15 protein-coding genes are annotated in these 14,405 nt (G+C 66.6%); 8 read left to right on the top strand and 7 right to left on the bottom strand.

All coding sequences use genetic code 11. The annotated features are described in order from the left end of the window. Window positions 1-29: 29 nt before the first annotated feature. Complete coding sequence (locus CVO77_RS03020) at window positions 30-470, top strand: hypothetical protein (protein WP_105997831.1); 441 nt, start codon at window positions 30-32, stop codon at window positions 468-470. Window positions 471-564: 94 nt separating this feature from the next. Further along, on the top strand, window positions 565-1,155 hold the full coding sequence (locus tag CVO77_RS03015; protein ID WP_105997830.1) for a GNAT family N-acetyltransferase: 591 nt from the start codon (window positions 565-567) through the stop codon (window positions 1,153-1,155). Between the two features lie 3 nt (window positions 1,156-1,158). Here CVO77_RS03015 and CVO77_RS03010 read toward each other — a convergent pair whose 3' ends face one another. The 4 genes from CVO77_RS03010 to CVO77_RS20960 form a co-directional block, all read right to left on the bottom strand. Next, window positions 1,159-1,848 carry a nitroreductase gene (locus CVO77_RS03010; RefSeq protein ID WP_105997829.1) on the bottom strand — a complete coding sequence of 230 codons (690 nt, stop codon included), beginning with the start codon at window positions 1,846-1,848 and terminating at the stop codon, window positions 1,159-1,161. Next, the gene (hemA, locus tag CVO77_RS03005; protein ID WP_105997828.1) at window positions 1,845-3,065 is read right to left on the bottom strand and encodes a 5-aminolevulinate synthase; all 1,221 of its coding nucleotides are present in this window, start codon (window positions 3,063-3,065) and stop codon (window positions 1,845-1,847) included. Before hemA ends, CVO77_RS03010 begins: the two co-directional genes overlap by 4 nt. Window positions 3,066-3,187: 122 nt before the next feature. After that, complete coding sequence (gene murI / locus CVO77_RS03000) at window positions 3,188-3,994, bottom strand: glutamate racemase (protein WP_105997827.1); 807 nt, start codon at window positions 3,992-3,994, stop codon at window positions 3,188-3,190. A 50-nt stretch (window positions 3,995-4,044) separates the two neighbouring features. Further along, a complete protein-coding gene (locus CVO77_RS20960) occupies window positions 4,045-4,263 on the bottom strand; it encodes a hypothetical protein (protein WP_146130812.1) in 219 nt (72 codons plus the stop codon). Here CVO77_RS20960 and plsY point away from each other — a divergent pair. Both plsY and dprA read left to right on the top strand, forming a co-directional pair. After that, on the top strand, window positions 4,262-4,861 hold the full coding sequence (gene plsY / locus CVO77_RS02995) for a glycerol-3-phosphate 1-O-acyltransferase PlsY (protein WP_105997826.1): 600 nt from the start codon (window positions 4,262-4,264) through the stop codon (window positions 4,859-4,861). The genes CVO77_RS20960 and plsY overlap by 2 nt on opposite strands. After that, the gene (dprA, locus tag CVO77_RS02990; RefSeq protein ID WP_192878859.1) at window positions 4,858-5,943 is read left to right on the top strand and encodes a DNA-processing protein DprA; all 1,086 of its coding nucleotides are present in this window, start codon (window positions 4,858-4,860) and stop codon (window positions 5,941-5,943) included. Before plsY ends, dprA begins: the two co-directional genes overlap by 4 nt. 60 nt (window positions 5,944-6,003) lie before the next feature. Here dprA and CVO77_RS21560 read toward each other — a convergent pair whose 3' ends face one another. Then, on the bottom strand, window positions 6,004-6,180 hold the full coding sequence (locus CVO77_RS21560; RefSeq protein ID WP_242446079.1) for a hypothetical protein: 177 nt from the start codon (window positions 6,178-6,180) through the stop codon (window positions 6,004-6,006). A gap of 157 nt (window positions 6,181-6,337) precedes the next feature. On the opposite strand from CVO77_RS21560, the gene CVO77_RS02985 reads away from it, so the two are divergent. From CVO77_RS02985 to CVO77_RS02970, 4 genes are all read left to right on the top strand, one after another. Further along, window positions 6,338-7,609: a vWA domain-containing protein gene (locus CVO77_RS02985; protein ID WP_242446078.1), complete on the top strand. Its 1,272-nt coding sequence runs from the start codon at window positions 6,338-6,340 to the stop codon at window positions 7,607-7,609. Window positions 7,610-7,721: 112 nt separating this feature from the next. Then, complete coding sequence (locus tag CVO77_RS02980; RefSeq protein ID WP_105997825.1) at window positions 7,722-8,714, top strand: hypothetical protein; 993 nt, start codon at window positions 7,722-7,724, stop codon at window positions 8,712-8,714. A 124-nt stretch (window positions 8,715-8,838) separates the two neighbouring features. Further along, window positions 8,839-11,394, top strand: a complete 2,556-nt coding sequence (gene topA / locus CVO77_RS02975; RefSeq protein WP_105997824.1) for a type I DNA topoisomerase — start codon at window positions 8,839-8,841, stop codon at window positions 11,392-11,394. Window positions 11,395-11,535: 141 nt separating this feature from the next. Beyond that, window positions 11,536-12,660, top strand: a complete 1,125-nt coding sequence (locus tag CVO77_RS02970) for a lipase family protein (protein WP_105997823.1) — start codon at window positions 11,536-11,538, stop codon at window positions 12,658-12,660. Here CVO77_RS02970 and CVO77_RS02965 read toward each other — a convergent pair. Both CVO77_RS02965 and CVO77_RS02960 read right to left on the bottom strand, forming a co-directional pair. Then, a complete protein-coding gene (locus CVO77_RS02965; protein ID WP_105997822.1) occupies window positions 12,657-13,580 on the bottom strand; it encodes a glycoside hydrolase family protein in 924 nt (307 codons plus the stop codon). The two genes, CVO77_RS02970 and CVO77_RS02965, sit on opposite strands and share 4 nt — an antisense overlap. After that, complete coding sequence (locus CVO77_RS02960) at window positions 13,577-14,344, bottom strand: SDR family NAD(P)-dependent oxidoreductase (protein ID WP_242446077.1); 768 nt, start codon at window positions 14,342-14,344, stop codon at window positions 13,577-13,579. The genes CVO77_RS02965 and CVO77_RS02960 overlap by 4 nt, the downstream gene beginning before the upstream one ends. Between the last annotated feature and the right edge of the window lie 61 nt (window positions 14,345-14,405).

The raw sequence follows: 14,405 nt of genomic DNA, 5'->3' as shown, positions 1-14,405 counted from the left end.
GGCGTTGGAAGAGGATAAGGAGAAGCAAGATGCAGAAGAGCATGATCCTGACGGGCGCCGCGGCGTTGGTCCTGCTGACCGGGTGCGGAAAGGCCGAAGCGCCGGCGCCGACCCAGACGACGACCACCGAGGTTCCGGTCGAAACCGTTCCCGACGAAACGATGCCCGACGATTCGGCGACCGCGCCGCATCGCTTTGCAAGCTGGGCGGGCAAATGGACCGGCGTCGAAGGCATGTATGTGACGATCACCACCGCCGAGCCCGGAAAATACAAGCTGGAGATGCAGTCGGACCTCGACACCAAGGGCAGCTATGACGGCGCGGACAGCGAGCATGGCATCATGTTCAAGCGCGGCGGCGAAGAATTGTCGCTCCACCGCGGCAGCGGCGACGAGACCGGCCTCAAATATCTGGCGGGGAAAACGGACTGCCTGATCGTCAAGCCCGGCGAGGGGTATTGCCGCGATTAAGCATAATTTGTCATTCCCGCGAAAGCGGGAACCCATGGTAAACTGAACCGCCCTGGGTTCCCGCTTTCGCGGGAATGGCAAATGGGGGAAGTCGATGGACGGAATAAAGCCCGCAAGCGCGATCGATCATCCGGCGCTGATCGAAACACTGGCGCGGGCGTTTCAGACCGATCCCGCGCTGTCATGGATATTGCCCGGCCCCGATCATCGCGCCCGCGCCTTGCAAAGCCTGTTCCGGGTGCTCGTCCCCGCCGATACGCGCGCCGGCGTCGCGCTGCGGTCGCCCGGCGACGAGGCGGGATCGCTGTGGCGCGCGCCGGGGCAGGCGCATAGCGGCACGATCGAATTTCTGCGCACCGTCGTCCCGCTGGTCGCGACCTTCGGCACCGCGCTGCCGCGCGGGCTGAAGGTGCAGGGCGGCATCGACGCGCACCGGCCCAAGGGGCGTTTCTGGTATCTCCATTATGTCGGGGTGCGGCCCGAGCATCAGGGCAAGGGGCATGGCGGACGGATCATCCGCGCCCAGACCGCGATCGCCGACAGCGAAGGCCTGTCGTGCTGGCTGGAGACCGCGACGCCTGCGAACGTGCCGCTTTATGAGCGGCTGGGGTTCGTCACGCAGGTCGAGTGGGATGTGCCGGGCGGCGGCCCGCACTTCTGGGGAATGATGCGGCCCTCGGGCTGAGCGTCATTCGGTGAACCCGACGAAGCGCACGGCATCCTCGACGGGCTTGCGGTTCGATACCACCGCATTCGCCGGAAAATCTTCGTCGGGCCAGCCCAGTGCGACGCAGATCATGATGACCTGGTCGTCAGGGATATGGGCCTGTTCGCGCACGACCGGACTTTGCATGATCCCCTGGCTGTTGATCACGCAGCCGAGCCCGCGCGACCAGGCGGCGTTGACCAGCGCGTTGGTCACCGCGCCGCAGTCGAAGGGTGCGATGTCGCCGCCGAGCAGGACGCGGTCATAGGTGACGACGATGCTGACCGGCGCGTCGAATTGACGAAAGCCGCGCAAGACCCAGTCCTGCCGCGCGTCCTTGTCGTCGCGGGCGATGCCCATCGCGCCGAACAATTGTTTCGCAATCTCGATCTGGCGGGCGCGATGGTCGTCGGCGATGCCGTCGAAGCGGCGAAATTCGCGGCTGTCGGGCCTGCCCGCCAATATGCCTTCGGTGTTCCCCTTGCGGATCGCTTCCAGCGGCGCGCCGGTGACGACCGAGAAATTCCAGCACTGGTTGTTGAAGGAGGAGGGCGCGCGCATCGCGACCCCGATCACTTCGGCGATCAGCGCTTTGGGAACGGGCTTGTCGAGGAAGCCGCGAGTCGAGCGGCGGCCCAGGACGACCTCGTCGTAACGCGGCCCTTCGCTCACGCCGCCTTCCGAAGCTCCAGTTCGAGGCGGTCCCAGATTTCGACGAGCGCTTCGGTCAATTCGCGCATCATCCTCTCGTCATGCGTCGGCCCGGGGGTGAAGCGCAGCCGTTCGGTGCCGCGCGGCACGGTCGGGAAATTGATCGGCTGCACATAGACGCCATATTCGGCGAGCAATATGTCGCTGATCTTCTTTGCCCGCACCGGATCGCCGATCATCAGCGGGACGATATGGGTCGTCGAGTCCATGACCGGCAGCCCAGCGTCGCGGAAGCTCTGCTTGAGATAGGCGGCCGCCGCCTGCTGCGCCTCGCGCTCGACGCTCGACGATTTCAGGTGCCGCACGCTCGCGAGCACGCCCGCGACGAGCACGGGCGACAGGCTGGTGGTGAAGATGAAACCGGGCGCATAGCTGCGGATCACGTCGATGATATTCTTGTCGGCGGCGATATAGCCGCCCATCACGCCGAACGCTTTGCCAAGCGTGCCCTCGATGATGTCGACGCGGTGCGCCGCTTCGTCGCGGTCGGTGATGCCGCCGCCGCGCGGGCCATACATGCCGACGGCATGGACTTCGTCGCAATAGGTCAGCGCATTATATTTCTCGGCAAGGTCGCAAACCGCGTGGATCGGCGAGACGTCGCCATCCATCGAATAGACGCTTTCGAACGCGATCAGCTTTGCCGCCTGCGGATCGTCGGCGGCAAGCAGTTCCTCGAGATGGGCGAGGTCGTTGTGGCGCCACACGCGCTTTTCGCAGCCCGAATTGCGGATGCCCGCGATCATCGAGGCGTGGTTGAGCTCGTCCGAATAGATGATGCAGCCGGGGAGCAACTTGCCGAGCGTGCCGAGCGTCGCTTCGTTCGAGATATAGCCCGAGGTGAAGAGCAGTGCGCCCTCCTTGCCGTGCAGGTCGGCGAGTTCGGCCTCGAGGTCGATATGATAATGGGTGTTGCCCGCGATGTTGCGCGTGCCGCCGGCCCCGGCGCCGACGTCGTGCAGCGCCTCTTCCATCGCGGCGACGACCTTGGGATGCTGGCCCATCGACAGATAGTCGTTCGAGCACCAGACGGTAATCGGCTTCGGCCCATTGTGGCCCGCGAAGCAGCGCGCGTTGGGATAGGACCCCTTGTTGCGCAGGATGTCGATGAAGACGCGATAGCGTCCCTCTTCGTGCAGCCGGTCGATCGCGCGTGCGAAAATATCGTTATAGTTCACGTCTCAGCCCCGCATGTCAGGTGCCAGTCCAGGCTTACGTCGCTCCCTCCGGCGACAGTAATCCGGGCGCAATACCGCCCCAAAGCCATGAAAGCCAGTGCGAACGATTCGCAGCAGCTAGGTCAAATTGTCTCAATGCGGTCGATGCCATAGGGCGCGAGCGCGGCGAGCGGCGGGGGCGGGCGTTCGTCGCTGCGCGTGAAGACCGCGACACCCGGCGCGGTCGCGGCGGGCCAGGGCTGGCCTTGGGCCAGGTGCGCGATACGCCGCGCAATGCCTGCCGCGCCGTCGATCAGGGCGACGTTCGGGCCTGTCGCTGCTTGCAATTCGTCGAGCAGCAGCGGGAAATGGGTGCAGGCGAGGACGATGACATCGAGGGCGTCGCCATGAGGTTGATCGCGCAGGCCCGCGACCGCGCGTTCGATCACCGCCGGATCGACCGCCGCGCCGCGCAGCTTTGCTTCGGCGGCGGTGACGAGGCCCGGGCTGCCGTGACGCAGCACGACCTTGTCGCTCGCGAAACGGGCGCTGAGGTCGTCGACATAGGGCTGGCGCACCGTCGCCTCGGTGCCGAGGACGCCGATGACGCCGGTCCTCGTCATCTCGGCGGCGGGCTTGATCGCGGGAACGGTGCCGACGATCGGCAGGTCGAGCGCGGCGCGGACGTGGGCGAGCGCGATCGTCGAGGCGGTGTTGCACGCGATGACCGCCAGCCGCGGCTGATAGCGTTCGACGAGGCGGCCGAGCAGCGCTGGAACGCGCGCCGCGAGTTCCTCGTCGCTCTTGGCGCCATAGGGCAGGCCGGCATAGTCGGCGGCATAGACGATCGGCGCGGTCGGCAGCAGCGCGCGCGTCGGGCCGAGCACGGTCAGGCCGCCGAGGCCGCTGTCGAAGAAGAGGATGGGGGCGTGCGCGGCAGGGATGGTCATCCGCGCCGGTTAGCAGGCGGGCGCGTGGGTCTCAATCAATGATGGACCTGTCATGCTTCGTCACCTTGAACTTGTTTCAGGATCCATGGCCTGTCGTTTCCTTCAGTGCAGCGCAGGGCGAGAGGGTAGGCCATGGATGCTGAAACAAGTTCAGCATGACGAAGAGGGGTTGGAGATTTGTCGCCATTCTGGCGGCCATTCTTCCCAAATGCGTTGATTGCATCGCCCAACATAGCCACACTGTCGCCGAACGAAGCAGGGGGTTTCATGACGATATTTTTGCTGATCGCGACGGGGTATCTGCTCGGGTCGATCCCGTTCGGCGTCATCCTGACCCGGCTGTTCGGCGCGGGCGATCTTCGCCAGATCGGGTCGGGCAATATCGGCGCGACCAATGTGCTGCGCACCGGGCGCAAGGGGCTTGCCGCCGCGACTTTGCTCCTCGACGGGGCGAAGGGTGCGGTCGCGGTGCTGCTCGCACGGCATGTCGCGCCCGAACTTGGTGCCGACGCCGCGATGATCGCGGGTGCGGCGGCGATGATCGGTCATTGCTACCCCGTCTGGCTGAAATTCCGCGGCGGCAAGGGGGTGGCGACGCTGCTGGGCCTGTCGCTCGCGCTTGCCTGGCCGATCGGGGTGATCTTTGCGCTCGTCTGGCTGGGCACCACGCTGCTCACCCGCATCTCGTCGCTCGGCGGGATGGCGGGGGCGGTCGCGGCGCCGATCGCCGCGCTGGCGCTAGGGCAGCGCAGCTATGCGGTCGGGCTGGCGGCGCTGGCGGTCGTGCTACTGTGGCGGCACCGCGAGAATATCGCGCGGCTGCGCGCCGGGACCGAGTCGCGGATCGGCGGAAAGACGGGCGCGTGACTCCCGCCGAGCGGATCGCGCGGCTGCGCCTGATCCGCACGCCGCATGTCGGGCCGGTGAGCTGGCGCCAGTTGATGGAGCGTTTCGGCTCGGGCGAAGCCGCGCTCGACGCGCTGCCCGACCTCGCCTTGCGCGGCGGCCGTGCGGCGCTGCGGATCGCTTCCGCCGAGATTGCCGAGCGCGAATTCGACCGCGTCGCCGCGCTTGGGGGGCGGCATATCTTCAGCGACGAGCCCGATTATTCGCCGCTGCTGCGCGCGGTCGAGGGCGCGCCGCCGGTGCTGATCGTGCGCGGCGATACCGCGATGCTCACCCGCCCGTGCGTCGCGATCGTCGGCGCGCGCAATGCCTCCGCCATCGCCTGCCGCTTCGCGCGTCAGCTTGCCGCCGATCTTGCGGCGCGCGGCGTGACCGTCGTCAGCGGGCTGGCGCGCGGTGTCGATACCGCGGCGCATGTCGGCGCGCTCGGCGGCGCGACGGTCGGCGTGATCGCGAGCGGTATCGACATCGCCTTTCCGCCCGAAAATGCCTCCCTGCAGGAAAAACTTGCCACCGATCATTTGCTGGTCGCCGAACAGCCGCCGGGAACCGAGCCGCTTGCGCGGCATTTTCCCGCGCGCAACCGCATCATCGCGGGGCTCGCACACGGCACGGTGGTGATCGAGGCGGCGCCGAAATCGGGATCGCTGATCACCGCGCGGCGTGCGGGCGACTATGGGCGCGAGGTGATGGCGGTGCCGGGCTCGCCGCTCGACCCGCGCGCGCAGGGCTGCAACCTGCTGATCCGCGAAGGCGCAACGCTGATCCAGACCATCGACGATGTGCTGGAGGCGGTCGGACCCATCGACCTGCGCATGGCGCGCGAACCACGGCGCGATTTCGTCGCGGCGGTGGCGGCCGAACCAATGGCCGGCCGCGACCGCGATGCCGTGACGAACCTGCTCGGCCCGACGCCGGTGGGGATCGACGAACTCGTCCGGCAATCGGGCCGGCCCGCCGCGGCGGTGCAGCTTATCCTGCTGGAACTGGAACTCGCGGGACGGCTCGAGCGGCACGCGGGCGCGCGAATTTCGCTCCTGTGACCGTCCGCATTTCCCGCCAGGCTCCGGTAGCATAGCTGTTCATCCCGGTTCAGCCACGGTTCAGCGGTACGCCGACAGGTTGATGATATTATATCTCATGCCGGGGAGATGGACGATGCGGAGCCGATTTTTGACGAGCGCGACGATGGTTGCGGTGCTGGCCTCGGCGCCCGCGCCGCTGCCGATGGCGATCGCGCAGGCGCGAACCGCCGATGGACAGCAGGGATTTTGCCGCAACGCCGAACCTTTGCCGAACCTCGCCCCCGAAGCCGTTCCGCGGCCGCGACAGGACGACGGGCGATATGATGTGGAAAGCGGCGAGCGAGTCCGCAGCGACGGACCGCCACCACCACCTCCTCCTCCTCCTCCTCCCGCCCCGCCTCCGCCTCCCGTCATGGCGCCCCCCGCGATGGCGGCGTCCGCCGAACCCGCTGCCGATATCGCGGTCAGCGGATCGGCGGTCGGCGCGAGCGAACGCTCGGTCGTGCGTCCCGGTCCCGGCGTGCCACTTCCGATGCCGCGCCCCTATCCGCGGCCGCAGCCGCAATCGGGCGTCCTTACCGCAGGCGAGCATGACGATCTGCTCAACCCCGAACTCTACGCCGCCTATGTGAACCGCAGCGGTGATCTGGGGCAGGAGGTGCGCGACCTGCCGCGCGTCGACACGATGCGGGTGGTGACGGTCAAGGTGAACGACCGCAGCGGTCAGCCGGTCCCCTTCGCCGACGTCGTCGTGACGTGCAGCGACGGCAACAGCCTCACCATGGCGACGCAGGCCGACGGCAGCGCGGTCTTCTTTCCTGGGCTCGACCGGCTGAGCGAGCGGATCATCGTTTCGGCGAAGCAGGCGGGGCGCGTCATCGCCGATGCGCGGCCGGTGCTCGTCGCCGACGCGCCGGGCGGGCAGACGGTCGGGCTGACGGCGAGCCGCGCGGCGGCGAAGGTGACCAAGCTCGACCTGATGCTCGTCGTCGATACCACCGGGAGCATGGGCGACGAGATTCGCTATCTCCAGTCGGAACTGCGGTCGATCATCGCCTCGATCACCGCGAGGCATCGCGACCTCGATATCCGCATCGGCTTCGTCTTCTACCGCGACCTTGGCGACGATTATGTCACGCGCACCGTCGCGTTCGACCGCGATATCGGCCGCGTGCAGGGCGCGCTCGCGCAGCAGGACGCGAACGGCGGCGGCGATTATCCCGAAGCGATGGATCAGGCGATGATCCGCGCGGTCGGGCAGGACTGGCGCGCCGATGCGGTCAAGTCGCTGCTGCTGGTCGCCGACGCGCCGCCGCATGACGATCTGTTCGGGCGGACATGGACGGCGGCCGAAGCGGCGCGCGCCAAGCGCATCCATATCACCCCGGTCGCCGCGTCGGGCGTCGCCGACAAGGCCGAATATGCGATGCGCGCGATGGCGGCGGCGACCCAGTCGCGCTATCTGTTCCTGACCGATGACAGCGGGGTCGGCAACCCGCACGCGGCGCCGGCGATCGACTGCTATCTGGTGACGCGCCTCGACGCGCTCGTCCGCCGGGTGATCGACAGCCAGATCAGCGGCCGCCGCATCGAACCGGGCGATCATGAGGTAATCCGCAGCGTCGGCAAATATGATGCGGGCAAATGCGTTCTGCCCGCCGATTTCCGGTGGCAGGATCAGTAGGGAATTGACTCGCCCCCGCATCTGACCGATGCGGGGGCGTGGGTTGCTTCGATTAACCCCCCTCTCCGGCTGATGGGTCGGCTGGCGGGGTGGGGGGTCGGAGGGGTTATCCATGAAAAAATTGCTGTCGGCCGCCGCCGCGCTGGCGCTGCTGGCCCAGCCTGCCGTCACCTTTGCCAAGGATCAGGAACCGGTCAAGATATCGGGTCCGGCCAATGCGAAGGGCGTCACCACTGTCGCCATCGGCGCTTTCAACGTCGGCTTCATCTTTGAATCGATCGACCAGACCAAGGCCTCGGGCGGACTGATGGGCGCGTTCGGCGGCACGACCAAGGCCAAGAGCGAACTGGTCGGCGTGACACCCGAGATGATGCAGGCGATCACCGACGCCGCCTATGCCGACTTCGTGTCGCAACTGACCGCAGGCGGTTACACGGTTCAGCCCGCCGCCGATCTGTTCGGCCATGCGATGCTGGCGAAGACCAAATCGCAGGAGGTGCCGCTCGATATCAACATCGCGCTCGAAAAGGGGAGCAAGGGCAAGGCGACCTATTTCAAGCCGACCGCGCTGCCCTTGCTGCTGATGGTGCCCGGCGACTTTCTCGGTTCGGGGATGAGCAGCATGGGGATCAACATGGCGGCGGGGCAAGCGGTCGGGGCGCTGAACAATTATGCGCGCGACAGCGGAGTCGGGGTAGTCGATGTCGTCTATCTGATCGACTTTTCGCAACAGAAACGCCCCGGCGCGTTCAGCTTTGGCGGGCTTCAGGTGAACAGCGCGCTGTCGGTCAGCGCCGACTATTCGCGCATGACGCTGATCGCGCCGAACGGCAAGCAGGCGGTGATCACGGTCAAGGCGCCGGTCGCGGTCGAAGGCGAGTTCATCGAAAAGAGCGACGCATCGAGCGGCGGCGACAAGGCATTGCAGTCGGGCGCGAACGTCGCGGGCGGCGTTGCGGCGGTGATGGGCTTTGGCGGGCTGCGCTTTGGCAAGACGCGCAAATTCGCCTTCACCGCCAAGCCCGGCAATTATGAAGAGGGCGCCGCGAAGGCCGCGAGCCTGGCGAGCCAGATGCTGCTCGGGCGGCTCGGCGCGCTGCGCTGAGGGAAATTGCGTCGACCCTCTTTCGCGGGGGCGACGCAACTTCCAAATCCCTCTTGACGAAGGGACAGCCCCCCCGCCACCCTCGCGCGTGTGTACGTAGAGCGTTTCGGGGAATGAATTTTCAATGCAATTGGTAATTGTGGAATCGCCTGCCAAGGCGAAGACGATCGAGAAATATCTGGGTCGCGATTTCAAGGTGCTGGCGTCTTACGGCCATGTCCGCGACCTGCCGCCCAAGGACGGCTCGGTCGATCCGGATGACAGCTTTGCGATGCAGTGGCAGCTGTATCCCGACAAGGCGAAGCGGATGAAGGACATCCAGGACGCGGCCAAGCAGGCCGATCGCCTGATCCTCGCGACCGACCCCGATCGCGAGGGCGAAGCGATCAGTTGGCATGTCCGCGAATTGCTGCGCAGCAAAAAGGCGCTGCCGCAGGTGGTCGACCGCGTCACCTTCAACGCGATTACCAAGCAGGCGGTGACCGACGCGATGGCGCATCCGCGCGCGCTCGACGACGATCTGATCGACGCCTATCGCGCCCGCCGCGCGCTCGATTATCTTGTCGGTTTCACGCTGTCGCCGGTGCTGTGGCGCAAGCTGCCCGGCGCCAAGTCGGCGGGGCGCGTCCAGTCGGTGACGCTGCGCATGATCGTCGAGCGCGAGCGCGAGATCGAGGCTTTTGTTGCGCAGCAATATTGGTCGGTGACCGGGCTGTTCGAGATGGGCGGCACGCCGTTCAAGGCGCGGCTCGCACGCTGGCGCGGCGACAAGATCGAGCGGCTGACGATCGGCACCGAAGCCGATGCGCGCGCCGCCGAGGCCGATGTGAAGGCGGGGCATTTCACCGTCGATGCGGTCGAGACCAAGCCGCTCACCCGCAACCCGCCGCCGCCGTTCACGACCTCGACCCTGCAACAGGAGGCGGCGCGCAAGCTCGGTTTCTCGGCCAGCCACACGATGCGCGTCGCGCAGGATCTCTATGAGGACGGCGCGATCACCTACATGCGAACCGACGGCGTCCAGATGGACGGCAGCGCGATCAGCGCCGCACGCAAGGCGATCGCGACGCGCTACGACGGCGGCTATGTCCCCGACCAGCCGCGCCAGTATCAGACCAAGGCGAAGAACGCGCAGGAAGCGCATGAAGCGATCCGACCGACCGATTTCGGCAAGGACAAGGTCGGCGGCGGTGATCATGCGCGCCTCTATGAGCTGATCTGGAAGCGCGCGATGGCGAGCCAGATGGCGTCGGCGCGGCTCGAACGCACCAGCATCGATCTCAGCGACGGCACCGGCAAGACGATCCTCCGCGCGACCGGGCAGGTGGTGAAATTCCCCGGCTTCCTCGCGCTCTACGATGAAGGCCGCGACGACGCCGAGGATGAGGATGCACGCCTGTTGCCAGCGATGGCAAAGGGCGATGCTCCCGCCAAGACCGGGGTCGAGGTCGAAAAGCACGAAACGCAGCCGCCGCCGCGCTATTCCGAAGCGAGCCTTGTCAAGAAGATGGAGGAACTCGGCATCGGGCGTCCGTCGACCTATGCGTCGATCCTCCAGGTGCTGAAGGACCGCGCCTATGTGCGGGTCGAGAAGAACCGCTTCATCCCGGAAGAAAGCGGGCGGCTGCTCACCGCCTTCCTCGAACGTTTTTTCGGCCGCTATGTCGAATATGATTTCACCGCCGGGCTTGAGGAAGAGCTTGATGACGTGTCGGGCGGCCGCGCCCAGTGGCAGGCGGTGCTCGAACGTTTCTGGCGCGACTTCAAGCCGCGCACCGGCGAGGTGATGGAGCAGAAGCCGTCGGAGATTACCGCGGCACTCGACGAATTCCTCGGCCCCTATCTCTTCCCCGACAAGGGCGACGGCAGCGACCCCCGCCTCTGCCCCAATTGCGGCACCGGTAAGCTGGCGCTGCGCGGCGGCAAGTTCGGGCCGTTCATTGCGTGCAGCAATTATCCCGACTGCAAGTTCACGCGGAAATTCGCGCAGCCCGGCGGCAGCGATGGCGCCGACACCGGCCCCGAAACGATGGGCACCGATCCCGACAGTGGCCTCGAAGTGACGAAGCGCAGCGGGCGCTTCGGCCCCTATATTCAACTTGGCGACGGCAAGGAGGCGAAACGCTCGTCGATCCCGAAGGATATTCCCGGCGAGGATTTCGATCTCGACTATGCGCTGCGCCTGCTCAGCCTGCCGCGCGAGGTCGGCGCGCATCCCGAAAGCGGCAACATGATCATGGCGGGGTTGGGGCGTTACGGTCCCTATCTGCTCCACGACGGCAAATATGCGAAGCTGACGGGGACCGCCGAAATCTTCGACATCGGGATGAACGCGGCGGTCGTCCGCATCGCCGAGGCGGCGAACGGCGGCGGTCGCGGCCGCGCCAAGGTCGAACCGCTCAAGATCTTTGGCCCGCATCCGACGAGCGGCGGCGAGATGAAGCTGATGGCGGGACGCTTCGGCCCCTATGTCACCGACGGCACCACCAACGCGACCTTGCCCAAGACGGTCGAGGCCGACACGCTGACCGAAGAAGAGGCCATCGCGCTGATCGACGCGCGCGCGGCGAAGGGACCGGCCAAGGGCAAGAAGAAGGCGGCGCCGAAGAAGGCGGCTGCGAAGAAGACCCCAGCCAAGAAGAAGGCTCCGGCGAAGAAGAACGCGCCGGCCGAAGAATAGAATCGCGGACAAATTATCGTCATCCCGGCGAAGGCCGGGATCTCGCCGTAGCGCCGTGCGGCGACGGTGAGATCCCGGCCTTCGCCGGGATGACGCATGGATTTGAACATGATAGCATGCGCGCATCGGGGAGACTGATCCATGCGCCACCTCTATGCCGCCGTTTTGCTTGCCATCCTGTCGTTCCTTGCGCTGCCCGCCGCGGCCCAGCCATCACGCTATCTGATCTCGGCCAGCCCGATGGCGGATGCACCGCCCGGAGTGCAGGCGTGGCGGGTGCAGTATTGGACGACGGGCGGAACCGGCCAGCGCTTGGCGGTCACCGGCATCGTTGCCGCACCGATGGAGGCGATCCCGCCGCGCCCGCGCCGGGTCATCGCCTGGACCCACGGCGCCTGGGGTGTCGCGGAACGATGCGCGCCGTCGCTCAGCCCCGATTTCTTCGCCAATAGCGCGGGGATGGATGCCGTTCGCCAGGGCTATGTCGTCGTCGCGCCCGATTATATCGGGCTCGCCAGCCCGACGATGCACCCGTTCCTCGTCGGCCCCGACACGGCGAATGCGGTTCTCGACGCCGTGCGCGCGGCGCGGGAGATTCCGGGCGCGGCCGCGGGCAGCGATTTTGCGGTATGGGGCGAATCGCAGGGCGGTCACGCCGCGCTGTGGACCGCCATCACCGCGCGGTCCTATGCCCCCGACCTGACGCTTGTCGGCACCGCCGCCGCCGCGCCGCCGACCGATCTCGCCGCGAACCTGCGCGACGGCAGCGACAAGAATGCGCGCGCGTTGCTCCTGTCCTTCGCGCTTCACAGCTGGTCGACGCTCTATGGCTTTTCGCTCGACGCGATTGCCAGCCGGGCGAACCAGGGCATCATCCACCGGCTCGCCGAAAACAACTGCATCAGCTTCAACCAGAAGCCCAAGCTCGGGACGATCCTCGGCATCCTCACCATCGCCCGCGCGACGAAGAACAAGGACATTGCCAGGATCGAGCCTTTCGGTTCCTTTGCGCGGACGAACAGCGTCGATCCGGCGCGCGTTCCGGGGCCGCTGCTGATCGCGCAGAGCAGCAAGGATACGATCGTCGCGCCCGCGGTTACGCGGAAATTCGCAAAAGCGGTCTGTCGGCGCGGCACGGGCGTGCGCTGGATCGACATGACCGGCGATCATGGAACGAGCGCCAAGGACAGTTCGGCCGAGACAATTGCGTGGATCGGCGCGCGCTTCGACGGGCAGCCGCCGCCGAACGATTGCCGCCGAATTTAGAGTTCGACCATCCGCCGCACGATCGCCCGGCGGAGCAGTCGGTCTTCGAGCGAATAATAAAGATGGATGTCGGGCGCCTTGTCGAGGCACGAGGCGGCAAAGGCGATGTCGATGCCCGCGCGGTGCTGTGGCGGCGGGGGCATGATCAGCGGTTCGATGCAGCGGTCGACGACGCGCGAATAATTTTCGTCGAATGCGATCCAGCCGATCCGCCAGCGCGCATCGGCGGTCGCGCCGTTATAGAACATCACCGAAGCCTCGCCAGCGCGCGCGAGGATCGGTCCCGTCGACAGGTGCCAGGTGTCCCACAGATTCTCGCGGACCGTGAAGGGATCGTCGGCCACGGTCCACGGGCCTTCGAGCTTGTCGGCCAGCGCCAGCCCGATGCGCGACGCGCTGTCCCGCGCATATTCATAGAACATCCGGTAACGCCCGTCGGCTCCCACCGCGACGGTCGCTTCCTTGATATTGCCCTCGCCTTCGGGCGCGGTGAGCAGCACCTTGTCCTTCGCCAAATGCTTGAGGTCGGCGCCCGTGGCGACGAGCAGCGAACCCTTTTCGCGCTTGCCGTCGACGCCGGTGTAAAAGATGATCACATGCGGTTCGTCGCCGATCACGACGGTCGGATCCTCGACCCCGCCAGCATCGACGAAGTCGGGGCCGGGCAGGATAGCGGGGGTCTTGTCCATCGTGAAATTCAGCCCGTCGCCGGACTGACCGGCGTAGATCACACCCGTCGGATCGGTCGCGCCAAGCGGATTTTTGAGCACGCGCGCGAGCAGTTTGATCCCGCCCTCGCCCTCCCACACATAGGGGCTCATCAGGTCGTGCCCTTCGAGCAGGCCGTCGGGGCGCTCGGCGATGTCGAACTTGACCACATCGATCGCCTCGACCGCGAAATCGAGGCCGCCCTTCTTCATGCGCCCATCGCCACGGTCAGCGACAGGCCGCCGTCGATCGTGAGCGTTGCGCCGGTGATATAATCGGCGGCGGGCGACAGCAGGAACATCACCGCTTGTGCTACGTCCTCCGCCGTTCCGGCGCGGCCCCAGGGGATCGCCGCTTCCTTGCAGGCGCGTTCGGCGGCATCGTCGAGCGCGGACTGGTTCATCGGGGTCAGGATCATGCCCGGCGACACCGCATTGACCGCAATTCGCCGCGGTGCGAGTTCCAGCGCCAGGGTCGTCGTCAGTTGCGCGAGCCCGCCCTTGGCACTGTCATAATCGACTCCGCCGGCGCGCGGCGCCCGTTCGTGGATCGACGAGATGTTGACGATCCGCCCGCCGTCCGCGCCGCCGGCGAGGCCGCGCGCGAAGCGGCGACAGGTGAGGAAGGGGCCGTAAAGATCGGTGCGGATGATGCGGTCGAATTGCGCCAGGGACATGGCTTCGATCGGGGTGCCGGTCATATTGAGCCCGGCGGAATTGACGAGGGCGCGAACGGGGCCGAAGCTGTCCTCGGCGGCGGCGAACAGTGCCTCGACCGCGCGTTCGTCGGTGACGTCGGCTTGGCGGGCCAGCGCGCGGCCACCCGCCGCCTCAATCTCTGACACGGCCGATGCCCCGGCGGCCTCGTCGGCAAAATAGGTCAGCGCAACGGCGTTTCCCGAACGGCCCAGCGCTACAGCGCAGGCCCGTCCGATACCCGATTCACCTCCGGTAACAATGGCACAAACCGACTCCACAGGGGTGGAATGCGCGGTTGGACATTATGGTTGCGCATCCGTCGGGATCGGCCGTCCAGCT

The organism is Sphingopyxis lindanitolerans (genome assembly GCF_002993885.1).
In the GTDB taxonomy this organism is placed as follows: Bacteria; Pseudomonadota; Alphaproteobacteria; order Sphingomonadales; family Sphingomonadaceae; genus Sphingopyxis; species Sphingopyxis lindanitolerans.
The sequence above is the reverse complement of the archived record's forward strand: the minus strand, read 5'-3'. Positions and strand labels throughout refer to the sequence as shown.